The following is a 23,056-nucleotide window of genomic DNA, read 5'->3' on the forward strand; positions in this document are numbered from 1 at the left end:
CCCACGTTCTGGGCACTCGTGCCGCAACCGAGACCGGCCGATTTCTATCATGCAAGTCCAGCATCACTCTTGTGACAACCTCACGGCGCGAATGGAGTGAACTTCTACCCCACCGGAAATCAGCCGGCCAGCCAAAAAGTTTGGATCGTTGCGGCCAGATTGTTGATGCCGTGCAGGACGATCGTCAGCCAGGTCGAGTTGGTGCGATAACGCAGATATCCCAGCAACAAGCCGATCGAAAACACCTCGCAGAAGAAGAACCAGTCATACTGCAGATGCAACGAGGTCCAGGCCAGCGACGACAGGAAGATGGCGCCGGCGACGCCGAGGCGTGATTCAGACCAGCCGCGATAGAGGAAGCCGCGCGCGAGAATCTCTTCCGAAACAGGGGCGGCGACGCAGAACGCGACCACCAGCAGCCACAGCGCGCCGTCGGTCTGCGCCGATTTCAGCACCTCGCCCATGAAGCCCGGTTGTATCTCCCGTCCGAGTGCGCGCGACAGCAGGTCCCAACAGCCGACAAGCACGGCGAGCGCGACGACACCGATCAGGAAATTGCGCCACGAGGTCCAGCGCAGCGCGAGATAATCGGCGAAAGAAATGCGCGTCGGCCGGATCGCGATCCACACCGCCAACACCACCGCGGGCAATCCCATGATGACCGACAGCGAGATCGTCAATCCGCCGCCGACCACTCTTATCGCCTCGGCGACATCGAACGACCCGTGCCGCAACACGAAATAGGCGACGACCGTGAGCTGCCCGACGAACATCGCGGCAAAGATGAACAGACCCCACAGCGCCGTGCCCCAGAATTTCCAGACGCGTGGCGGTTGGTCCGGAATCGCGGGCGGAACTGTGATCGGGCTGGCGGGCGTGACGGAGTCCATCAATCAACTTTCTCGGTGTCGTCATGCCCGGCCTTGTGCCGGGCATCCACGTCTTCGCGCGGAGACAAAGACGTGGATGGCCGGGCCAAGCCCGGCCATGACGGATAATACGAATTCACGGCAGCGCCCGCTCCAGCAGGTCTCTTATGTCTTCAGGAGCCAGATCGACCGCGCCATACATGCCGGCGTGATTCCCGACAAGACGCGTGGCGGCGAACAACTGTGCATGTCGCGGCGACACGGCATTGAGCGCGGCAGCAGCTGCCAGCAGCGCCAGCTTCTCAACCGCCAGCCGCGCCACGCGCTCGCTGTCCGGCCGGCGGAACGCCTTGCCGAGGAAGGCGATTGCCTCACCCGCGCCCGGCAATCCGAGCGTCTCGCCGGTCAGTTCATGCACGATGCTGGACGCCACTTCCGGCTCCCGCGACAGCGCACGGAGGACGTCGAGGCACATCACATTGCCGGAGCCTTCCCAGATCGCATTAACCGGCGACTCCCGGTAGTGCCGCGCCAGAATGCCCTCCTCGACGTAGCCGTTGCCGCCGAGGCACTCCATGGCCTCATAGAGAAAGCCCGGCGCGCTCTTGCACACCCAGTATTTGATGGCCGGCGTCAGGAGCCGCATGTAGGCGGCTTCCTTGGCGTCGACTGGCGCGCGATCGAATGAGCGGCACAGCCGCATCACCAGCGCGACCGTAGCCTCGACATGCAGCGCCATATCCGACAGCACCGCCTGCATCAGCGGCTGATTGGCGAGATGTTTTTGGAACACGCTGCGATGCCGCGCATGATGCAGCGCATGCGCAAGGCCCGATCGCATCAGGCCGGCGGAAGCAATCGCGCAATCCTGCCGCGTCAACTGCACCATCTGGATGATGGTCCGGATGCCCTTGCCCTCGACCCCGACGCGCTCGGCATAGGCGCCGTGAAATTCTACCTCGGAGGAAGCATTGGAGCGGTTGCCGAGCTTGTCCTTCAGCCGCTGGAACCTGATCGCGTTGATCGAGCCATCAGGCGCAAAGCGCGGCATCAAGAAGCAGCTCAGGCCTTCGTCGGCCTGCGCCAGCACCAGGAAGCCGTCGCACATCGGCGCCGACATGAACCACTTATGCCCGGTGATACGGTAGGCGTCCCCTTCACGCTCCGCCCGCGTCATGTTGGAGCGCACGTCGGTGCCGCCCTGCTTCTCGGTCATGCCCATGCCGAGCGTCATGCCGCGCTTGGTCCACCACGGCGCGAAGGCCGGATCATAGGATCGCGTTCCCAGCACCGGCATCACCTTGGCCAGCAGGTCGGGCTGTTCCGCCAGCGCGGCGACGGCGGCCCGCGTCATGGTGATCGGGCAGAGATGCCCGGTCTCGACCTGCGCGGCCATGTAGAACTTTGCCGCGCGTATCACCTCCGACGCTCCACCGGCGGGCTTGCCATCGGCAGTCCACGTCGAGTTGTGCACGCCGGCATGCGCACTGTGCGCCATCAACTCGTGATAGGCGGGATGAAACTCGACCTCGTCGCGGCGATTGCCTCTGGAATCGAAGGTGCGCAGCTTCGGCGTATTCTCATTGGCATCGCGGCCGCGTTCTGCCATTGCCGCCGAGCCCCAATGCCTGCCGAACTCCGTCAACTCACCTTCGCCCGAAGCCCCGCCATTGGCGGCGACCGCCTCGACCAGCGGCCGGTCGACCGCATAGAGATCGACATCGCAAAACGGCGGAGACTGGTTGAAGACCTCGTGGGTCGCAAATGTTGCCTGGCTCATGGCTGATCCTGGAACCGTGAATCACTTCCGCGGTGTAATCGGGAAATCATAGGCCTGCCTGCCCGCTCCCGGCAGCGAAAAGTGCCACCACTCCTTCGAATAGTTTACAAATCCTCGCCGTGCCATCAGCATAACCAGCTTCGCCCGCCAGCGGCGCTGGGCTGCGGTGATGGATTTCGCCGCCGTGTGCGATTTGACGTCGGAACAATCATAGCCGGTGCCCATGTCGACGCTGCCGTCCGGCGCGCGAACGTTCACATTGGCGATACAGTTGCCGTAGTCTTTGCTGGGATCGAACACGGCCGAGTTGTCGGCTTTCAAATCGACCAGGGTGAGATCGAGCGCGGCGCCGGTGGAATGACCGGAGCGTTCGGCGATGTAACCCAGCCGAAACAGGTCGGCCTTGCTGAACGACGGGTTGTAGCGTTTTCCGGCCACCGTTTCCTTGCCGTCGCGCGACCAGGCCACCATGTCGGCAACCGCGCGCGTCGGCCGGTAGCAGTCAAACATCTTCAGCGACAGGTTTTGGAACGCGAGCTCATGCTGAACGCTCTTCAGCAGCGCGCCGACCTCGCGCTTCACCACGCATTCGGCGGCTTCATATCCTCTCAGCGGACGGCCAACAAAATTGTTCGAACCAGCGTAGCGCATATCCTGGATGATGGTCGGATCGATATCGCGCAAATAGACGAAACCGGCCGGCAACTTCTGCGCCTGTGCGGCGGCACCGGTGAGACAGCTTGCCACCAATATGGCCGCGAGCACTATTCGTGCTCTCACTTCCCTACGCGTGCGGATCATTGCACCCGCTCCGAACTGACCACCAGCTTCGTGAGCGCAGTATCCGTGTATTTGTTTCCGGCCCAGACATCGTCGATGATGAATTTCATCTTGAGCTGCCGGTCGGCGGGCAGATTGGGATAGAGGTCGTTGCCGATCGCAAGCGCGATGCGCTTCTCGGCGATGGCCGGCGTGGCCGCGAGGCATGCAATGGCCGCCAGCAGCGCCCATGACGCGATCCGGACGGATTGAATGAAATGCCGCACGTTTTGCCCAGCCTGATGCACGTGCGCCATCCTAGCTGAATCGCCCGTCAGGGCCTACCGCCCGGCCGTTTACCCTGTCGCCGAAGCGCTAGTGGATAAGTCCGGACCCGGGATTTGACGCTTGCCCCGCGTGGCATCTCTCCCTATAGCAAGGCTTTAATGACCCCTGCATCGAAATCGACCTTCGTCCTCGGGCACCGGCATCTGCTGGGAATCGAGGGGCTTTCCGCTGCCGATATTACCGGCCTGCTCGACCTTTCCGAGGAATATGTCGAGCTCAACCGCCAGGTGGACAAAAAGCGCACTTCCCTGCGCGGTCGCACCCAGGTGAACCTGTTTTTCGAGGCTTCCACCCGCACTCAATCCTCGTTCGAACTGGCGGGAAAACGGCTTGGCGCCGACGTCATGAACATGTCGGTGTCCTCGTCCTCGATCCGCAAGGGCGAGACACTGATGGACACGGCGGTGACGCTCAACGCCATGCACCCGGATATCCTGGTGGTGAGGCACCACGCCTCCGGCGCGGTGGAACTTTTGGCGCGCAAGGTTGACGGTTCCGTGATCAACGCCGGCGACGGCGCCCATGAGCATCCGACCCAGGCGCTGCTGGACGCGCTGACCATCCGCCGCAACAAGGGCCGACTGGAAGGGCTCGTGATCGCGATATGTGGCGACGTGATGCATTCCCGCGTGGCGCGTTCCAACATCCTCCTGCTCAACACCATGGGCGCCCGCGTCCGCGTGGTGGCCCCCTCCACGCTGCTGCCGCGGGGCATCGAGCGAATGGGCGTCGAGGTCGCGCGCGACATGCGCGAGGGCCTCAATGGCGCCGACATCGTGATGATGCTGCGGCTGCAGCGCGAGCGCATGAACGGTTCCTTCGTGCCTTCGTCGGGCGAGTATTTTCACTATTTCGGTCTCGACCAGAAGAAGCTCGCTTATGCCAAACCGGATGCGCTGGTGATGCACCCGGGCCCGATGAACCGCGGCGTGGAGATTGACTCGATCGTGGCTGATGGAGCGCAATCGCTGATCCGCGAACAGGTGGAAATGGGAGTGGCGGTGCGGATGGCGGTGCTCGAAGCGCTCGCCCGCAACCTGCCGAACGCGTGAGACCATGCTGACTGATCGACGCCCGATCCTGCTCGCCAATGCCCGCGTCGTCGATCCCTCCAGGGATTTCGACGGCCCCGGCGACGTCCTGATTGCCGACGGCACCATCCGCGACTCCAAGCGCGGCATCGGCGCCGCCGGCGTGCCCGAAGGCACCGACATCATCAATTGCGCCGGCAAGATCGTCGCCCCCGGCCTGATCGACATGCGCGCCTTTGTCGGCGAGCCCGGCGCCAGCCACCGCGAAACCTTTGCCTCCGCCAGCCAGGCGGCCGCCGCCGGCGGCATCACCACCATCATCTGCCAGCCGGACACCTCGCCCGTCATCGACAATTCGGCGACGGTCGATTTCGTGCTGCGCCGCGCCCGCGACACCGCGATCGTCAACATTCACCCGATGGCCGCACTGACAAAAGGCATGCGCGGCGAGGAAATGACCGAGATCGGGCTGTTGAAGGCCGCCGGCGCGGTGGCCTTCACCGATGGCGACAAGAGCGTGACCAATGCGCAAGTGATGCGCCGGGCGCTGACCTATGCCCGCGATTTCGACGCGCTGATCGTGCACCACACCGAAGACCCCGATCTGGTCGGCGAAGGCGTAATGAACGAGGGCGAATTCGCCGCCCGGCTCGGCCTGGTCGGCATTCCCAACGCCGCCGAAGCTGTCATGCTGGAGCGCGATATGCGCCTGGTGGCGCTGACCGGCGGACGCTATCACGCAGCCTCGCTGTCCTCGATCGAGTCGCTGGAAATCCTCAAGCGCGCGCGCGACGCCGGCCTCGACGTCAGCGCGTCGGTGTCGATCAACCATGTCACGCTGAACGAAAACGATATCGGCCCCTACCGTACCTTCCTGAAGCTGTCGCCGCCGCTGCGCACCGAGGACGACCGGCTCGCCCTGGTCGCCGCCCTCGCCTCCGGCCTGGTCGACGTCGTGATGTCCGACCACAATCCGCAGGACGTCGAGGTCAAGCGGCTGCCGTTCGCGGAAGCGGCGGCCGGCGCGGTCGGGCTGCAGACCATGCTGCCGGCGGCGCTGCGCCTGATCCATAATGGCGAGATGGATTTCAAGACGCTGATCCGGGCGATGTCGACGCGGCCCGCCGAACTGCTCGGCCTCCCCGGCGGTTCGCTGCGCGCGGGTTCCCCGGCCGACGTCGTCGTGATCGATCCCGATACGCCCTGGGTGCTCGATCCCGCCGATCTCAAGTCGCAGTGCAAGAACACGCCGTTCGATGAAGCCCGCTTCTCGGGCCGCGTCGTGCGTACTATCGTGGGTGGACGAACGGTCTATGAACATGTCTGATTCGTCCAAAACGGGCCGCGGTGGGAGCTACCGCCATGTCTGACGCATTCCTCGTCGTCGCCTTCCTGCTCGGCTATTTGCTGGGCTCGATCCCGTTCGGGATGGTGCTTACCAAGCTTGGCGGCACGCAGGACCTGCGCTCGATCGGAAGCGGCAATATCGGCGCCACCAACGTGCTACGCACCGGCCGCAAGGGCCTCGCCGCGGCCACTCTGATCGGCGACATGCTCAAGGGCACGATCGCCGTCATCATCGCGGGCTATTACGGCGGCGCCAATGCGGCGATGCTGGCCGCGCTCGGCGCCTTCCTCGGCCATCTCTTCCCGGTCTGGCTCAAATTCAACGGTGGCAAGGGCGTCGCCACCTATATCGGCGTGCTGATCGGACTGTTCTGGCCGGCAGCCCTGATGTTCTGCCTGATCTGGCTCGCGACCGCCTTCACCACGCGCTATTCATCGCTCTCGGCGCTGGTCGCAGCCTTCGTCACGCCGCTGTTCCTGTGGTGGTTCGGCCACCCCGCGCTGGCGTCGCTGTTCGTCGTGCTGACATTGCTGCTGTTCTGGAAGCACAGCGAAAACATCAGGCGGTTGCAGGCCGGGACCGAGGGACGGATCGGGGCGAAGTAGCCTTACTTCCGCTCGAGCGCCTGTTCCACAAACCGCGCCGCCGCCAGTGCCGCGGCATCAGCGCCATATCGTGCAATCACCTGCACACCGACCGGCAAACCGCCTTTCGCGGTGAGCGCGGGAACATTGACGCAAGGGACGCCCATCAGCGTCCATAGCCGGTTGTAGCGGGCGTCGCCGGTCGAGCCCAAACCCTCTGGCGCAGCACCCGGCGCCGACAAGGTCAGCAACACGTCGACACCTTCGAACACTTTTGCCAACGCATGCCGCGCGCGGCTCGCTACGCCGATCGCCGCGTCATGGTCGGCCGGTGTCAGGCCCCTGCTCTCATCCAGCTTTGCGCGCAACAGCGGCGCCATCGCGTCGTAATTCTCACGGTACTCCCAGGCGAGCGCCTGATGTGCCTCGAATTCCTGGATCACCGAATGGACTTGCCACGCCTCAGCTATGATCTCAGGCAAATCAAGCACCCACACCAAGGCTCCGGCGCGTTCGGCAGCCTTGGTCGCGATCCGTAGCGCCTCCCCGCCTGACGCATCCGGCGCGCCGGCAAAATCCTGCGTCACGACGCCGATGCGCGGGGTCGGAATGCTGGGTGGCAGCAGCAATTCGGGCCGGCCCGCCATCGCGGAAAGCCCGCGCGCCACGTCGTCCACGCCGGCCGCGAACAGGCCGACGGTATCGAGCGTCCACGAATAGCATTTGACGCCGACGGTCGGCAGCAAGCGGTAGGACGGCTTGATCGCGGCGACGCCGCAGAACGAGGCCGGTCGGATCACCGAACCGCCGGTCTGCGTGCCCAATGCGAGCGGGATCATGCCGGCCGCCACCGCCGCAGCCGAGCCGGACGACGATCCGCCCGGCGTGTGGCCGTGGTTGTGCGGGTTGAGCGTCGGCGTCGGATCCACGGAGGCGAATGCCGTGGTCGTGGTCTTGCCGACGATGGTCGCGCCTGCCTGCTTCAGCATCATCACCACGGCTGCATCGCGGCGCGGCTGATATCCCCGATAGATCGGAGAGCCCATCTCGGTTGGAAACTCCGCCGTATCCATGATGTCCTTGATTCCGACGGCAATGCCGCGCAGCGGCCCGGCGCTCGCCGCATTCAAATGATCGGCACGACAGACGAACGCGCCGATGGTCTTGTCCTGCACGCCTATCGCTTCCAGCGATTGGGCGACCGCGGCGCCGGGCGAGAGTTCACCGGCATCGATGCGACGCTGAAGTTCGGCGAGCGAGATCATGAAAGCATTCCCCTGATGAGGACGCAGGTTACGGAGGGCCTTGGCACGGAGCAAGCGCAACACCCTTCACAATCAAAAAGGTTGATTACAATCTTCGGTTGGGCAAAGTTGCATCGCATGCATGACCGGACGCAACTCACGCCCCAAATCACCGATACCGACCGGATCGACCGGCTGCGGCTGATCCGCAGCGACAATGTCGGACCGCGAACCTTCTATTCGCTCCTCAACCATTTCGGCGATGCGCGCGCCGCGCTGGAGCGGCTGCCCGATCTGGCGCGCCGTGGCGGTGCCGCGCGTTCGGGGCGGATCTGCAGCGAGGAGGAAGCGCGGGCTGAGATCGCCGCGGCGAAAAAGATTGGCGTCGCGCTGGTCGCGCCGGGCGAAGCCGCCTATCCGCCGCGGCTGGCGACGCTCGACGATGCGCCGCCCCTGCTCGGCGTGCGCGGCAAGCCCGATGTGATGATGCGGCCGATGATCGCGATCGTCGGCTCGCGCAACGCCTCCGGCGCAGGGCTGAAATTTGCAGGTCAACTGGCGCGCGATCTCGGCGACGCCGGCTTCGTCGTCATCTCGGGGCTGGCGCGCGGCATCGATCAGGCCGCGCATCGCACGGCGATCGAAAGCGGCACGGTCGCGGTGCTGGCCGGCGGCCACGACCGGATCTATCCGCCGGAGCATCAGGACCTGCTGGCGGCGCTGCTCGAACGCGGCGGCGCGATTTCCGAAATGCCGCTCGGCCATGTGCCGCGCGCCCACGATTTTCCCCGGCGCAATCGCCTGATCTCCGGCGCGTCGCTCGGCGTCGTCGTGATCGAAGCCGCGCACCGCTCGGGATCGCTGATCACGGCGCGGATGGCGGCCGAACAGGGCCGCGAGGTATTCGCAGTGCCCGGCTCGCCGCTCGACCCGCGCGCCGCCGGCACCAATGACCTGATCAAGCAGGGCGCAACCCTTGTTACGGAAGCCGCCGACGTCATCAACGCCATTCAGCCGATCATGGAACGGCCGGTCGTGCTCGAGGCGCGCGAAGGCGATGACGAGCCGCTCGATTTCGACACCGATCCAGGCGAACGCGAACGCGTTGTCGCCCTGCTCGGGCCTAGCCCGGTCAGCCTTGACGATCTGATCCGGATGTCAGGCCTCTCGCCCACCATCGTTCGCACGGTGCTGCTCGAACTCGAACTGGCCGGCCGGTTGGAGCGCCATGGCGGTGGGCTGGTATCGCTGCTCTAATTCTTCTCGCTGCGCGCGTCGAAACTCGTCCGCGCCCCCTCGATCTCCGGCAGATGCGCGAACGCCCATCGGCCGAGCGCCTGCACCGGCTGCGCCAGCCCACGGCCGAGATCGGTGAGTTCATAGTCGACCCGCGGCGGGATGGTCGGAAACATGGTGCGCGTGACCAGCCCGTCGCGCTCCAGCCCGCGCAGCGTCAAGGTCAGCATCCGCTGCGAGATGCCGCCGATTCTGCGCTTGAGTTCGTTGAAGCGCTGCGGCCCGTCGATCAGCGTCATGATCACGAACACGCTCCATTTGTCGCCGACCCGCGCCAGCACCGAGGCCACGGCGCGGCAACTATCGCCAGCATGCGGGCTCGGCGGCAAGGCAGGCACAATCTTGTGCTCGGGTCTCATGGATGTGCTCGGGTTTAAAAAATGTGCGTTCTTGCGGGGTTTTGCCACGGTCACTCATATAGCGCCAGTTACAAACCTATACCGAAGGGTGACCCCTCCATGAAACTTCTGCACATCGACTCCAGCGTTCTCGGCCCCCACTCCGTCAGCCGCCAGGTTTCCGCCGCCATCGTCGAACGGCTCCGCAAGGCCAATCCGGGCCTTGAGGTCAGCTACCGCGATCTCACGCTGACGCCGCTGGCGCATCTTACCGGTTCGCACCTCGCCGCTGGCCAGGGGGCGGCCCCCGAAGCTTCGCTGCAGGAGGATATCGCCGCCGGTCAGGCCGTGCTGGCAGAGTTTCTCGCCGCCGACGTCATCGTGCTCGGCGCCCCCATGTACAACTTCACAATTCCAAGCCAGCTCAAGGCCTGGATCGACCGCATCCTGGTCGCGGGCAAGACGTTCAAATACTCAGCGCAAGGCGTTGAAGGTCTGGCCGGCAACAAGCGCGTCATCGTCGCGATCTCGCGCGGCGGCTTTTATGGTCCGGGCACGCCGGCCGCGGTCGGCGAGCACCTGGAAACCTATTTGCGCTGGGTGTTCGGCTTCATCGGGATCAAGAATCCGGAATTCATTTCCGCCGATGGCATCCAGGTCGGTCCCGAACATCGTGAAAAAGCCGTGGCCGGCGCGCTGAAAGCCGCAGGCGATCTGAACGCCGCCTGAGTTGAGGCGTGAGCGGCTGCCGTCGTCGCGCCGACCGCAGCCGCTCGCACACGATCGCGAAAGGCCAGATCAGAAAATGCCGTTTATGCGGCAGATAACGATGACGAGGGAAATCAGAAGACCGACGCCGGAGAACAGCGCAATTGAAACAAATTGCGTGGTGTCCGAATTTTCCGCCGGGGTCGAGGAGATGCCAGTGGTCTTCGGCACGGCTGCGCTCACCAGTTCATGGTTGCTACGAGACTCCTGCCTCGAAATGTCTGGCAACCACGCCTGGGGTTCAATGCGCGTTCTGGCTCAGCGCCAATCCGCCGCAGGGCGCCGGCGTCGGCCGGCGCCCGAGATCGACGTTATCATTCCGCCGGCCGGCCGAGCCCTAGCCCCGATAGATCGGTGCGCCGCTCGGAGAGGCCGTGGCACCGCCATCGACGAACAATTCCTGGCCCTGCACATGTGCCGAATCGTCCGAGGCGAGGAACAGCACCGTCTTCGAGATATGATCGGGTTCGCCGATGCGGCCGAGCGGCGTCGAGAGCGCGATGCGCTTTTCAAAGGCCTTTTCGGCCTCTGGCGTAGCGACCGCCGGGCCCCAGATCGGCGTGCGGGTCGCGCCGGGCGCCACGACATTGACGCGGATGCCGCGCGGCGACAGTTCCGACGCCATGATCCGCGCCATCGCCCGTACGCCGGCCTTCGCCGCGCCATAGGCCGAATAGCCGGGAATGCCGAGCACGGAGATGACAGAGCCGTTGAGAATGATCGAGGCATTGTCATTGAGATGCGGCAGTGCCGATTGCACGGTGAAGAACACGCCGGTGAGATTGGTGCTGATGACCTTTTCAAACGCCTCGCGCGCGGTGGCGCCAAGCGGCGTACCGCCCGCGATACCAGCATTGGCGAACAGGATGTCGTATTTGCCGAACTTGTCGGCCCCCTTTCCGATCGCGGCTTCGGTGGCGGCGATGTCCGTGGCGTCGGCGACCACCGCGAATGCGCTTGGACCCAGCTCCTTGGCGGCTGCATCGAGCGTTGCCTGATTTCGCCCTGTTATGACGACCCTGGCACCCTCGGCCACGAACACCCTTGCGGTTGCGAGCCCGATGCCGCTGTTGCCCCCCGTGATCAATGCCGTCTTGTTCGCGAGCCTCATGGCCACCTCTAATGGTTGCATCATTAAACTAGATTGCCTACCTAGGGCATCTGGTTTAATAGTGCAACCACACAAGGCCGTGATTGCTGTCGAACGATGGGAGCTTGCCATGGTGAAGCGAACGAGCTTCGAACGCGACGGTTGCCCGATCGCGCGCTCGCTGGATGCGATCGGCGACTGGTGGTCGATGCTGCTCATTCGCGAAGCCCTGATCGGAACCAGCCGCTTCAGTGAATTCCAGAAGAGATTGGGGCTCGCCAAGAACATCCTGACGGTTCGGCTGCGCGCGCTGGTCGATCAGGGCATCCTGAAGACCGCGCCCGCCTCCGACGGCAGCGCATACCAGGAATATCTGCTGACGCCGAAGGGGCGCGGCGTCTTTCCGATTCTGGTCGCCTTGCGGCAATGGAGCGAGGAATTCGACGAGCGCCCGGAAGAGATCGCCACCATTCTCGTCGACAAGGAAAAGGGTAAGCCGGTCCGCAAACTCGAACTCTATTCGCAGGATGGACGGCCGCTGAGTGCGGGCGATACCGCGCTAAAGCGGCGACCGGCGGGAAAGCAGGGCAAGCGCGCTACGGCGTAACGAAGCCGCGCGACTCACGACAGCTTGTGTTTGCTCCGGGTGCGCAGGCGCTCTTCGGCCTCGAGCTGCGCCATGCCGAGCAAATGGCTGAGCACCTCGAGCCGGTGGCGCTCCGCCAGCTTGACCAGTTCGGCAACGGTCTCTGCAATGAAGGCCACGGCCTCGTCCGGGCCGCCCTCCTCACCTCGTTCAGCGGTACGTTCCTCGGGTGGCGAACCCCGACGCTTGCCTGAAGCTTTCCGCTTCCGGCCGCCTCCAGCCTTGCTCAAAAAACTTGCATCCTAACAACACAAAGTATTGCCCAGAAATAACCCCTTTGGTGGCGCAACTCTAGGCAGCATTTCGTACCTTTGTGGATATAAAGTCGAAGCCAAAGGTCCCCCGCTCCCTTACTGCGGATTTGACAGGGGCCGCCTCACCACCCATGTTCGGGTCCAATCGGTAGGCCGCGAGTCTCGCGGAACCCACCTTTATCTTTTCCCGTAAGCCATTGGAATGACATGAATATCGTCATCGTGGAGTCGCCGGCGAAAGCCAAGACTATCAACAAGTATTTGGGCGCCTCCTACGAGGTTCTGGCCTCGTTCGGCCATGTTCGCGACCTCCCCGCCAAGAATGGTTCCGTCGATCCGGACGCGAATTTTCAGATGATCTGGGAAGTCGATCCCAAAGCGGCCGGCCGACTCAACGATATCGCCAAGGCGCTGAAGGGCGCCGACCGCCTGATTCTCGCAACCGACCCTGATCGCGAGGGCGAAGCGATCTCCTGGCACGTGCTGGAGGTGATGAAGGAGAAGCGCGCGCTGAAAGATCAGAAGATCGAGCGCGTAGTGTTCAACGCCATCACCAAGCAGGCGGTGACCGATGCGATGAAGGCGCCGCGGCAGATCGACGGCGCGCTGGTCGACGCCTATATGGCGCGCCGCGCGCTGGACTATCTGGTCGGCTTCACGCTCTCGCCGGTGCTGTGGCGCAAGCTGCCGGGCGCGCGCTCGGCCGGCCGCGTGCAGTCGGTCGCGCTGCGGCTGGTCTGCGACCGCGAACTCGAGATCGAAAAATTCGTTCCCCGCGAATACTGGTCGCTGGTCGCGACGCTAACGACACCGCGCGGTGACACGTTCGAGGCCCGCCTCGTCGGCGCCGACGGCAAGAAGATCCAGCGTCTCGACATCGGCTCCGGCGCCGAGGCCGAAGACCTCAAGAAGGCCATTGAAGCGGCGAACTTCACGGTTACGACCGTGGAAGCAAAGCCCGCGCGCCGCAATCCGCAGGCGCCCTTCACCACCTCGACGCTGCAGCAGGAAGCCAGCCGCAAGCTCGGCTTTGCGCCGGCGCACACCATGCGGATCGCGCAGCGGCTCTATGAAGGTATCGACATCGGCGGCGAGACCACCGGCCTCATCACCTATATGCGAACCGACGGCGTGCAGATCGACGGCTCCGCGATCACGCAGGCCCGCAAGGTGATCGGCGAGGATTACGGCAACGCCTATGTGCCGGATGCGCCGCGCCAGTACCAGACCAAGGCCAAGAACGCGCAGGAAGCGCATGAAGCGATCCGCCCGACCGATCTGTCGCGCCGTCCCACCGAGATGCGCCGCCGCCTCGATACCGATCAGGCCAAGCTCTATGAACTGATCTGGATCCGCACCATCGCGAGCCAGATGGAATCGGCCGAACTCGAACGCACCACCGTGGATATAGCGGCGAAAGCCGGCTCCCGCGTGCTGGATCTGCGCGCCTCGGGCCAGGTCATCAAGTTCGACGGCTTCCTCGCGCTCTATCAGGAAGGCAAGGACGACGACGGCGACGACGAGGATTCGCGCCGCCTCCCCGCCATGAGCGCAGGCGAAGCGCTGAAGCGGCAGGATCTCGCCGTGACGCAACACTTCACCGAACCGCCGCCGCGCTTCTCGGAAGCGTCGCTGGTCAAGCGGATGGAAGAACTCGGCATCGGCCGTCCCTCGACTTATGCCTCGATCCTGCAGGTCCTCAAAGACCGCGGCTACGTCAAGCTGGAAAAGAAGCGGTTGCATGGCGAGGACAAGGGCCGCGTCGTGGTCGCGTTCCTGGAGAATTTCTTCGCGCGCTATGTGGAGTACGACTTCACCGCCGCATTGGAAGAGCAACTTGACCGCATCTCCAACAACGAGATTTCCTGGCAGCAGGTGCTGAAGGATTTTTGGGTCGGCTTCGCCGGCGCGGTCAGCGACATCAAGGATCTGCGTGTCTCCGAAGTGCTGGATGCGCTCGACGACATGCTGGGGCCGCACATCTATCCGCCGCGCGGCGATGGCGGCGACGTCAGGCAGTGTCCGACCTGTGGCACCGGCAAGCTCAATTTGAAGGCAGGCAAATTCGGCGCCTTCGTTGGCTGCTCGAACTATCCGGAATGCCGCTACACCCGCCCACTCGCCGCCGACAGCGAGGCCAGCGCCGACCGCGTCCTCGGCAAGGACCCGGAAACCGATCTCGATGTGACGGTGAAGGCCGGACGTTTCGGCCCCTACATCCAGCTCGGCGAGCAGAAGGATTATGCCGAAGGCGAGAAGCCCAAGCGCGCCGGCATCCCGAAGAACATGTCGCCCGGCGACATGGAACTCGAACTGGCATTGAAGCTGCTGTCGTTGCCGCGGGAGATCGGCAAGCATCCCGAAACCGGCGAACCAATCACCGCCGGCCTCGGCCGCTTCGGCCCGTTCGTGCGCCACGAAAAGACCTATGCGAGCCTGGAGGCTGGCGATGAGGTGTTCGACATCGGCCTCAATCGCGCGGTGACGCTGATCGCGGAGAAGATCGCAAAAGGCCCGAGCGGCCGCCGCTTCGGCGCCGATCCCGGTAAGCCGCTGGGCGAGCATCCCAGCCTTGGCGGCGTCGCTGTCAAGAACGGCCGCTATGGCGCGTACGTCACGGCCGGCGGCGTCAACGCCACGATCCCGAGCGACAAGACGCCCGACACCATCACGCTCGCCGAGGCCATTGCGCTGATCGACGAGCGCGCCGCCAAGGGCGGCGGCAAGCCGAAGCGCGGCGCCAAGAAGGCTGCAGCGAAGAAAGCCGCGCCGAAGAAGGCTGCAGCAAAAGCTGCCGATCCCGACGCGCCTAAGCCCGCCAAGAAGGCGGCGGCGAAGAAAGCCGCGGCGAAGCCGAAATCGGAAGCCATCAGCAAGGCGCGCGCGCCGGTCGCATCCGCCGCCAAGACATCGGCGGCGAAGCCCGCCACTGCACCCAAAACGCCTGCGAAGAAGAGCGCGGGCAAGGCCCGGGGATAAGTGAAGAGAAAACACGACAATGGTTTTCCAAGCCGGGACGCCATCGTCGCCTTTGTCCGTGCGAATCCAGGCAAGATCGGCACGCGGGAAATCGCCCGCGAGTTCGGCCTGAAGAATGCCGACCGCGTCGAGCTGAAGCGCATTCTGCGCGAACTCGCCGACGAAGGCACCGTCGCCAAGCGCGGACGGAAGATCCACGAGCCCGCCACACTGCCCCCGACCGTGGTCGCCGACATCACCGGCCGCGACACCGACGGCGAATTGCTCGCCACTCCCACCGAGTGGGACACCGAGGAAAACGGTCCCGCGCCAAAAATCCGCATTCACGTTCCGCGCCGGCCGCAGCCGGGAACCGCAGCCGGTGTCGGCGACCGCGCGCTGATGCGCATCGAGAAGCTGGATGAGGGCGACGGCGCGCTTTATCGCGGCCGCGTCATCAAGGTGCTCGATCACGCGCGCACGCGCCTGCTCGGCATCTTCCGGAAAGCGCCGGGTGGCGGCGGCAGGCTCGTTCCCGTCGACAAGAAGCAGGCCGGGCGCGAATTGAACATCGCGCCGTCGGATACCGGCGGCGCCGAGGACGGTGATCTCGTCAGCGTCGATCTCGTGCGCGCGCGCGGCTATGGCCTCGCCTCCGGCAAGGTGAGGGAGCGGCTGGGCTCGCTGTCGAGCGAGAAAGCGATCAGCCTGATCGCGATCCACGCCCACGAAATCCCGCAAGCGTTCTCGCCGTCCGCCGTGCGCGAGGCTGAGGAAGCGCAGCCTGCGAATTTGAAAGGCCGCGAGGACTGGCGCGACCTGCCGCTCGTCACCATCGATCCGCCCGACGCCAAGGATCATGACGACGCGGTGCATGCCGCCCCCGATCCCGACCCAAACAACAGGGGCGGCTACATCGTCCATGTCGCCATCGCCGATGTCGCCTTCTATGTGCGGCCGAGCTCGGCGCTCGACCGCGACGCGCTGACGCGCGGCAACTCGGTCTATTTCCCTGACCGCGTCGTGCCGATGCTGCCCGAGCGCATCTCCAACGATCTCTGTTCGCTGGTGCCGGGTGAACCGCGCGGCGCGCTCGCGGTGCGGATGGTGATCGGCCCTGACGGCCGCAAGCGCTCGCACAGCTTCCATCGCGTGCTGATGCGCTCGGCCGCCAAGCTGCATTACGCGCAGGCGCAGGCAGCCATCGACGGGCGGCCCGACGATACCACCGGCCCGCTGCTGGAGCCGATCCTGAAACCGCTCTACACAGCCTATGCGCTGGTAAAACTCGCCCGCGACGAACGCGATCCGCTGGATCTCGATTTGCCTGAACGAAAAATTCTGCTCAAGGCTGACGGGTCCGTCGATCGCGTCGTCGTGCCGGAGCGGCTCGACGCGCACCGCTTGATCGAGGAATTCATGATCCTCGCCAACGTCGCCGCGGCCGAAATGCTTGAAAAGAAGGCGTTGCCGCTTATCTATCGGGTGCACGACGAGCCGACGCAGGAGAAGGTTCATAACCTCCAGGAATTCCTGAAGACACTCGACCTGCCGTTCGCGAAGACCGGCGCGTTGCGCCCTGCCCTGTTCAACCGCGTGCTGGGTCAAGTTCGCGGCGAGGATTACGAACCGCTGGTCAACGAGGTGGTGCTGCGCTCGCAGGCGCAGGCGGAATATTCGGCGGAAAATTACGGCCATTTCGGCCTCAACCTGCGCCGCTACGCGCATTTCACGTCGCCGATCAGGCGATACGCGGACCTGATCGTGCATCGCGCGCTGATCCGCGCGCTCGGCCTCGGCGAAGGCGCCTTGCCGGAGACCGAGACGCTGGAGACGCTGAGCGAAGTCGCGGCGCAGATTTCGGTGACCGAGCGCCGCGCCATGAAGGCGGAACGCGAGACTGCCGATCGGTTGATCGCGCATTTCCTCGCCGACCGCATCGGCGCGACGTTTCAGGGCCGTATTTCCGGCGTTACCCGCGCCGGCCTGTTTGTGAAGCTTTCGGATACCGGCGCCGACGGGCTGATCCCGATCCGCACGCTCGGCACGGAGTACTACAATTACGACGAGGCGCGTCACGCGCTCGTCGGCTCACGCAGCGGTGCCATGCACCGGCTGGGTGACGTTGTCGACGTGCGTCTGGTAGAAGCAGCGCCAGTGGCCGGTGCGTTACGTTTCGAGCTGTTGTCGGAAGGCCAGATCATTCCGCGCGGCAGAAAACGCGACGGCTCGAAAGCACAGGCAAAGCCGTCGAAATCGCATCCGGGCCGCAGCCCGCGCGACAAGGTTCGCAAGCCTCACAAGAGCAAGTCCGGCAAAGCCAAGCCGGGCAAATCGAAGAAAGGCAAGTCATGGAAACGGTAAGTCCCACGACATGGACCCGGGATATCGGACACGCCGAGAAGCGCGACCTCTGGACCGCGATGAAGCGCGGCTTTCGTTGCCGTTGTCCGCGCTGCGGCGAAGGCAAGATGTTTCGTGCTTTCCTGAAGACCGCCAACAATTGCTCGGTATGCGGGCTCGATTTCTCGCCGCACCGCGCCGACGATCTGCCGGCCTATCTCGTGATCGTCATCGTCGGCCACATCGTGGTACCGGCGGCGCTGTGGATCGAAACCAACTACTCGCCCGCGGTGTGGCTGCAACTGGCGATCTATTTGCCGCTCACCTTCATTTCGTCGTTGCTGCTGTTGCAGCCGGTCAAGGGCGCCGTGGTCGGCTTCCAATGGGCATTGCGCATGCACGGCTTTGACGAGAATGCTCCTGGCGACATTCCTCCGGTCTAGCTAAACCGGAAGCAACAAGAGCACCAAAAAACGGGGATGGAATGAACGACGTCGCGACTGCTGTAAAAGAAGAAAAAGAAGCCGATCACCATCCCTATTTCCGGCCCAAGGATGCAGCCACGCTGATCCTGATCGACCGCTCCGGCGACAAGCCGAAGGTGCTGGTCGGCAAGCGCCACGACAAGGTGGTGTTCATGCCGGGCAAGTATGTTTTCCCCGGCGGCCGCGTCGACAAGTCGGACAACCGCATTCCTGTCGCCGCTCCGATTTCCGCCGAGCTCGAGGCCAATCTGCTCAAGGGCAGCCCGAAAATCGTGTCGTCGCGCGCCCGTGCTCTGGCCGTGGCTGCGATCCGCGAGGCTTGCGAGGAAACCGGTCTCTGCCTTGGCCGCAAGGTCGACAACCCAGTGAAGCTCGACGGTGCCTGGAAGCCGTTCGCGGAAGCAGGCCTGCTGCCCGATCCGTCCAGCCTGTTCCTGATCGCGCGCGCGATCACCCCGCCCGGCCGCGTCCGTCGCTTCGACACGCGCTTCTTCACTGCTGATGCCTCCAGCATCGCCCATCGCGTCGAAGGCGTGATCCACGCCGACGCCGAACTCGTCGAGCTGGTGTGGGTCGAGATCGGCTCGCAGCCGCTCGCCGACGCGCACGCCATGACCAAGAACGTGCTCGCCGAACTCGACCGCCGCCTCGCCACCGGTCCGCTGCGCCACGACGCTCCGGTGCCGTTCTTCCACTTCTACGGCGGCAAGATGCAGAAGGACGTGCTGGGGGCGTAGCCTCCGCACTTTCTCCCCGTCATTGCGAGCCAAGCGAAGCAATCCATTCTTTCTTCCGCGGAGAAATGGATTGCTTCGCGGAGCCTGTCATCGGGCGCGCATTCGCGCGACCTGTTGGCTCGCAATGACGGTATTGACGTCACGGCAAATATCCTCTCCCAGTCCCCTAAATTGCAAAATTCTTCTCGATGCCGCCTGATGGCGTTGCCTTGATCGGCTCCCTATCTGTTTCCCAACAATAACGAGCACGGATCGGCCAATGGCACAGCGGCAACTCAAGCTCGGCGCGTTCATGCGGCCGGTCTCCATTCACACCGGCGCGTGGCGCTATCCGGGCGCATGGCCCGATGCCAATTTCAATTTCGCGCGCATCAAGCAGCTGATCCAGAAGCTGGAGGCCGGCAAGTTCGACGCCTTCTTCATGGCCGATCATCTGGCCGTGCTGAACATGCCGGTCAATGCGCTCAAGCGCAGCCACACCGTCACCTCGTTCGAGCCGTTCACGCTGCTGTCGGCGCTGGCCGGCGCCACCGAACATATCGGCCTGATCGCGACGGGATCGACGACGTTCGACGAGCCCTATCACGTCGCCCGGCGTTTTGCTTCGCTCGATCACATCTCGGGCGGGCGTGCGGGTTGGAATATCGTCACCACCTCCAATCCGGATGCCGCGCTCAATTTCGGGCTCGACGACCACATGGAGCACGCCGAGCGCTACAAGCGGGCGCGCGAATTCTATGACGTGGTCACCGGTCTCTGGGACTCTTTTGCCGACGACGCCTTCGTGCGCGATGTCGAGGCGGGGCTTTATTTCGACCCTGCAAAAATGCACGTGCTCAATCACAAGGGCAAATATCTGTCCGTTCGCGGGCCGCTCAACATCGCCCGCCCCGTCCAGGGCTGGCCGCTGATCGTGCAGGCCGGCGCGTCCGATGACGGCAAGCAGCTTGCCGCGGAAACGGCGGAAGCCGTATTCACCGGCGGCGGCCCTCTCGCCGACGGGCAGAAGCTTTATGCCGACATCAAGGGCCGGATGGAGAAGATCGGCCGTAACCCCGAGCATCTAAAAATCCTGCCCGGTGCCTTCGTCGTGGTCGGCGACAGCGTCGAGGAAGCCAAAGAGAAACGGGCAAAGCTCGACAGCATGGTGCATTACGACAGCGCCATCGCCTCGCTCTCGGTGCAGCTCGGCACCGACGCCTCCGGCTTCGATCCCGACGGCCAGTTGCCGCCGATCCCCGAAACCAATGCCTCTAAGAGCGGCCGCCAGCGGCTCGTCGATGCCGCCGCGCGCGACAAGCTCACCGTGCGCCAGCTCGCCCAGCGCGTCGGCGGCTATGGCGGGCTGTCCTTTGTCGGCACACCGCAAACCATCGCCGACCAGATGGAGGAATGGCTGATGAGCCGCGGCAGCGATGGCTTCAACATCATGTTCCCGTTCCTGCCCGCGGGGCTGGACGATTTCGTTGACAAGGTCGTTCCGGAACTGCAAAGGCGCGGGATTTTCCGCACCGAGTATGAAGGCCGGACGTTGCGGGAGAATTTGGGGCTGCCGAGGCCGAAAAACCGGTTCTTTGAGGGTTAATCACCCCGATTCAAGTCGGTTTTTGACCCGAAAACCTTGACTTTGGGCGATCAGAAGTTAGGTTGCGCGCAAATGCAGGCCGATTTGGCCGGCGCCCGATATCCCCTATTTGAGGTTCTGAACATGGCCAAAGCGGTCACCATCAAGGTCAAGCTCGTTTCCACGGCGGATACCGGCTTCTATTACGTCGCCAAGAAGAACTCGCGCACCATGACCGACAAGCTGGTCAAGAAGAAGTACGACCCGGTCGCGCGCAAGCACGTCGAGTTCAAGGAATCGAAGATCAAGTAATTCGTAAGCGCATCGCTGACGGATTTGAACGGGGTCCTTTCGGGCCCCGTTTTGATTCCGGACTCTCGTGTCCCGGACGCGGTGCAGCGCTTCTTCAGCGGTGCACCGCAGAGCCGGGACCTACCACCAGTGCAGGAGGATGGACCCCGGATCAGCAGCGCACCACGCCGCAAGAGCGGCGTGCTGCGCAGCATCCGGGGAAAGGCGGACAGACTACGCCGTCTGCATCTGCGGCGGCCCGCTCGGCCGGATCAGCGCGAATGCGACCTGGATGATGCCGCCTGCCAGGCCCAGCGCGACGCCGATCCGCCACGCCATGGTGTAGGAGCCGAGTGCGTCATACAGCACCCCGCCGCCGAAGGCGCCAAGGAAGCTGCCGACCTGGTGGCTCATGAAGGCAAGTCCCTGGATCATCGCCTGCCATTTCAGGCCGAACATTTCGGCGACCGCGCCCGCGACCAGCGGGCCGACGCCCATCCACAGAAAGCCCATGATGGCGCCGAACAGCAGCGTGGTCGCCGGCGTCGGCGGCAGCGTGAAATACCAGGCGAGCGCAATCGAGCGGAAGATGTAGATGCCGCCGAGCAGCGCCAGCTTGTTCCAGCGCTCGCCGGCCCAGCCGAAGAAGATGCTGCCGAGCACGTTGAAGCCGCCGATCATGCCGAGCGTCTGCGCGCTCAACATCGGGTCCATGCCGCAGATCGCCAGATACGACGGCAGATGCGTGGTGAGAAACACGAGTTGCATGCCGCAGACGAAATAGGCGCCGGTCATCACCACGAAGGAGGCGTTGGAGAACGCGATCTTGGTCGCGACGGTGGCCGAAGAGTTGCCGATTTCGTCGTCAGCAGCCTTGGGCAACGGAATCTTGTCCACCCTGCCCGCATACCAGGCGGCGGGAATCATCAGGAGCGACAGCACCACAAAGCCTGCGAGCCCCATTCGCCAACCGTAGCCTTCATTGAGCATCTGCCCGATCGGCGCCGACAGCAGCGCGCCGAGCGATCCCGCGCCCGACACCAAGCCTAGCACGGTCGATCGCACTGACGCCGGCACCGCGCGCGCCGCCACCGACATTGCGATGGCTGCCGCGGTACAGGCCAGCGACATGCCAATCAACACGCCGCCACCGATCATGACGCTGAGAAAACCGTTCGCGCCCGCCATCAGAACAAGGCCGGCGACATAGAGCAGCGAACCCGCCACCATGATGGCACGAAAACCGTAGCGCACCGTCAGCGCGCCGGCGAACGGCTGCAAAAATCCCCAAGCCAGATTTTGCACCGCGAGCGCCAGCGTGAAATCTGACACCGAAATCCGGATGTCCTGCGTCAGCGGCTGCATGAAAAGGCCGAGCGATTGCCGCAATCCCATGCTGAGCGTGAGCATGATGGAAGCGCCGATCAGGATGGGAAGCGTGGGCCGCAGGATTTGCAGCAGGGCCATTGTTTTTATTCTCCCGATCGGCCGCGGTTCGAAAGCCGCGTTCTGCAATTGATATCTGAAATAGGTACACAGACCTGTGTAACTAGGCTATATAGGGCTGCTGCTGTCAAGCTAAGGTGACCCGCGCATTCGCATGGCTACCCTGCCCGCCAAACCTGACATGAAGGACCGGATTCTCGAAACCGCAGATAGGCTGTTCTATCTGCAGGGAATTCGCGCGATCGGCGTCGACACCATCGCCGCCGAAATCGGCATCAGCAAGCGCACGCTCTACAATCATTTTCCGTCCAAGGACGCATTGATCACGGCCTATCTGGCGCGGCGCTTCGTGGCGCCGCGGACTTCCGACAAGTCGCCGGTCGAGCAGATTCTCGGCACCTTCGATTCGCTCGAACGGCGCTTCTCGGCGAAGGATTTTCGCGGCTGCCCGTTCGTCAATGCGGTCGCCGAACTCGGCGAAGACCGCTCGGTCCGAAAGGTTGCCGTCGCCTTCAAGGAAAGCCGCCGCCTCTGGTTTCGCGACCTGCTGGTGCAGCTCGGCGTCGCCGATGCGGATGCACTGGCGACACAGCTTGCCTTGCTGGTCGACGGCTCGATCGCGCAGGACCTCGTCCGCAACGATCCCGCGATGGCACGGGCGGCAAAGGAAGCGGCGACGGTGCTGCTGAGGAATGCGGGGGTGAAGGTGGGTGGAAATATAGCCACGAACAAACGCGCGACAAAGAAACGGCATTCAAGGCCGGCCTCTTGAGGCCCTCTCCGCCGTCGTCCCTGCGAACGCAGGGACCCATACGCCGTGGCTTTTCAGTTAGGCGATGTGGTAGTTACCTTCTTCACAACTAGCGCTGGTGGCTAT

23 protein-coding genes are annotated in these 23,056 nt (G+C 64.0%); 13 read left to right on the top strand and 10 right to left on the bottom strand.

Features of this window, described 5'->3' with window-relative positions:
- Positions 1-119 precede the first annotated feature (119 nt).
- The 4 genes from IVB22_RS17650 to IVB22_RS17665 form a co-directional block, all read right to left on the bottom strand.
- Positions 120-890, bottom strand: coding sequence for a CPBP family intramembrane glutamic endopeptidase (locus IVB22_RS17650; RefSeq protein ID WP_247518589.1), 771 nt, complete (start codon positions 888-890; stop codon positions 120-122).
- 115 nt (positions 891-1,005) lie between these two features.
- Positions 1,006-2,649 carry an acyl-CoA dehydrogenase family protein gene (locus IVB22_RS17655; RefSeq protein ID WP_247518590.1) on the bottom strand — a complete coding sequence of 548 codons (1,644 nt, stop codon included), beginning with the start codon at positions 2,647-2,649 and terminating at the stop codon, positions 1,006-1,008.
- 21 nt (positions 2,650-2,670) lie between these two features.
- Complete coding sequence (locus IVB22_RS17660) at positions 2,671-3,450, bottom strand: M15 family metallopeptidase (RefSeq protein WP_247518591.1); 780 nt, start codon at positions 3,448-3,450, stop codon at positions 2,671-2,673.
- On the bottom strand, positions 3,447-3,716 hold the full coding sequence (locus tag IVB22_RS17665; RefSeq protein WP_247518592.1) for a hypothetical protein: 270 nt from the start codon (positions 3,714-3,716) through the stop codon (positions 3,447-3,449). The genes IVB22_RS17660 and IVB22_RS17665 overlap by 4 nt, the downstream gene beginning before the upstream one ends.
- A gap of 138 nt (positions 3,717-3,854) precedes the next feature.
- Between IVB22_RS17665 and IVB22_RS17670 the strand changes: the two genes are divergently transcribed.
- The 3 genes from IVB22_RS17670 to plsY are packed head-to-tail and all read left to right on the top strand — an operon-like array spanning position 3,855 to position 6,740.
- On the top strand, positions 3,855-4,808 hold the full coding sequence (locus tag IVB22_RS17670) for an aspartate carbamoyltransferase catalytic subunit (RefSeq protein ID WP_028345624.1): 954 nt from the start codon (positions 3,855-3,857) through the stop codon (positions 4,806-4,808).
- Positions 4,809-4,812: 4 nt separating this feature from the next.
- The gene (locus IVB22_RS17675; protein ID WP_247518593.1) at positions 4,813-6,114 is read left to right on the top strand and encodes a dihydroorotase; all 1,302 of its coding nucleotides are present in this window, start codon (positions 4,813-4,815) and stop codon (positions 6,112-6,114) included.
- A 35-nt stretch (positions 6,115-6,149) separates the two neighbouring features.
- Positions 6,150-6,740, top strand: a complete 591-nt coding sequence (plsY, locus tag IVB22_RS17680; RefSeq protein WP_247518594.1) for a glycerol-3-phosphate 1-O-acyltransferase PlsY — start codon at positions 6,150-6,152, stop codon at positions 6,738-6,740.
- Between the two features lie 2 nt (positions 6,741-6,742).
- Here plsY and IVB22_RS17685 read toward each other — a convergent pair whose 3' ends face one another.
- Entirely contained in the window at positions 6,743-7,984 is a 1,242-nt protein-coding gene (locus IVB22_RS17685) for an amidase (RefSeq protein WP_247518595.1), read from the bottom strand.
- Positions 7,985-8,101: 117 nt separating this feature from the next.
- On the opposite strand from IVB22_RS17685, the gene dprA reads away from it, so the two are divergent.
- On the top strand, positions 8,102-9,220 hold the full coding sequence (gene dprA, locus IVB22_RS17690) for a DNA-processing protein DprA (RefSeq protein WP_247518596.1): 1,119 nt from the start codon (positions 8,102-8,104) through the stop codon (positions 9,218-9,220).
- Here the strand turns inward: dprA and IVB22_RS17695 are convergent.
- Positions 9,217-9,618 (bottom strand): helix-turn-helix domain-containing protein, encoded by a 402-nt coding sequence (locus IVB22_RS17695; protein WP_247518597.1) that lies wholly within the window; start codon positions 9,616-9,618, stop codon positions 9,217-9,219. The genes dprA and IVB22_RS17695 overlap by 4 nt on opposite strands.
- A gap of 99 nt (positions 9,619-9,717) precedes the next feature.
- On the opposite strand from IVB22_RS17695, the gene IVB22_RS17700 reads away from it, so the two are divergent.
- Positions 9,718-10,326 carry an FMN-dependent NADH-azoreductase gene (locus tag IVB22_RS17700; protein ID WP_247518598.1) on the top strand — a complete coding sequence of 203 codons (609 nt, stop codon included), beginning with the start codon at positions 9,718-9,720 and terminating at the stop codon, positions 10,324-10,326.
- Positions 10,327-10,395: 69 nt separating this feature from the next.
- On the opposite strand, the gene IVB22_RS17705 is transcribed toward IVB22_RS17700, so the two are convergent.
- Positions 10,396-10,536 carry a hypothetical protein gene (locus IVB22_RS17705; protein WP_247518599.1) on the bottom strand — a complete coding sequence of 47 codons (141 nt, stop codon included), beginning with the start codon at positions 10,534-10,536 and terminating at the stop codon, positions 10,396-10,398.
- Positions 10,537-10,702: 166 nt separating this feature from the next.
- Positions 10,703-11,476, bottom strand: coding sequence for an SDR family oxidoreductase (locus tag IVB22_RS17710; protein ID WP_247518600.1), 774 nt, complete (start codon positions 11,474-11,476; stop codon positions 10,703-10,705).
- 109 nt (positions 11,477-11,585) lie between these two features.
- Here IVB22_RS17710 and IVB22_RS17715 point away from each other — a divergent pair, with 109 nt between their 5' ends.
- Positions 11,586-12,062: a helix-turn-helix domain-containing protein gene (locus IVB22_RS17715; protein ID WP_247518601.1), complete on the top strand. Its 477-nt coding sequence runs from the start codon at positions 11,586-11,588 to the stop codon at positions 12,060-12,062.
- A gap of 14 nt (positions 12,063-12,076) precedes the next feature.
- On the opposite strand, the gene IVB22_RS17720 is transcribed toward IVB22_RS17715, so the two are convergent.
- On the bottom strand, positions 12,077-12,220 hold the full coding sequence (locus tag IVB22_RS17720) for a hypothetical protein (RefSeq protein WP_225674022.1): 144 nt from the start codon (positions 12,218-12,220) through the stop codon (positions 12,077-12,079).
- Between the two features lie 342 nt (positions 12,221-12,562).
- Between IVB22_RS17720 and topA the strand changes: the two genes are divergently transcribed.
- From topA to rpmG, 6 genes are all read left to right on the top strand, one after another.
- The gene (topA, locus tag IVB22_RS17725; RefSeq protein ID WP_247518602.1) at positions 12,563-15,334 is read left to right on the top strand and encodes a type I DNA topoisomerase; all 2,772 of its coding nucleotides are present in this window, start codon (positions 12,563-12,565) and stop codon (positions 15,332-15,334) included.
- A complete protein-coding gene (gene rnr / locus IVB22_RS17730; protein ID WP_247518603.1) occupies positions 15,335-17,677 on the top strand; it encodes a ribonuclease R in 2,343 nt (780 codons plus the stop codon).
- A complete protein-coding gene (locus tag IVB22_RS17735; protein ID WP_247518604.1) occupies positions 17,665-18,099 on the top strand; it encodes a DUF983 domain-containing protein in 435 nt (144 codons plus the stop codon). The genes rnr and IVB22_RS17735 overlap by 13 nt, the downstream gene beginning before the upstream one ends.
- A 41-nt stretch (positions 18,100-18,140) precedes the next feature.
- A complete protein-coding gene (locus IVB22_RS17740) occupies positions 18,141-18,878 on the top strand; it encodes an NUDIX domain-containing protein (RefSeq protein WP_247518605.1) in 738 nt (245 codons plus the stop codon).
- A gap of 259 nt (positions 18,879-19,137) precedes the next feature.
- Positions 19,138-20,463 carry an LLM class flavin-dependent oxidoreductase gene (locus IVB22_RS17745; RefSeq protein ID WP_247518606.1) on the top strand — a complete coding sequence of 442 codons (1,326 nt, stop codon included), beginning with the start codon at positions 19,138-19,140 and terminating at the stop codon, positions 20,461-20,463.
- Between the two features lie 123 nt (positions 20,464-20,586).
- The gene (rpmG, locus tag IVB22_RS17750) at positions 20,587-20,754 is read left to right on the top strand and encodes a 50S ribosomal protein L33 (RefSeq protein ID WP_027537094.1); all 168 of its coding nucleotides are present in this window, start codon (positions 20,587-20,589) and stop codon (positions 20,752-20,754) included.
- Positions 20,755-20,967: 213 nt separating this feature from the next.
- Here the strand turns inward: rpmG and IVB22_RS17755 are convergent, their stop codons facing one another.
- Positions 20,968-22,200: an MFS transporter gene (locus IVB22_RS17755; protein ID WP_247518607.1), complete on the bottom strand. Its 1,233-nt coding sequence runs from the start codon at positions 22,198-22,200 to the stop codon at positions 20,968-20,970.
- A 133-nt stretch (positions 22,201-22,333) separates the two neighbouring features.
- On the opposite strand from IVB22_RS17755, the gene IVB22_RS17760 reads away from it, so the two are divergent.
- The gene (locus tag IVB22_RS17760; RefSeq protein WP_374207553.1) at positions 22,334-22,951 is read left to right on the top strand and encodes a TetR/AcrR family transcriptional regulator; all 618 of its coding nucleotides are present in this window, start codon (positions 22,334-22,336) and stop codon (positions 22,949-22,951) included.
- Positions 22,952-23,056: the final 105 nt, after the last annotated feature.

Origin of the sequence: Bradyrhizobium sp. 190 (genome assembly GCF_023073415.1) — a bacterium.
Classification (GTDB): domain Bacteria; phylum Pseudomonadota; class Alphaproteobacteria; order Rhizobiales; family Xanthobacteraceae; genus Bradyrhizobium.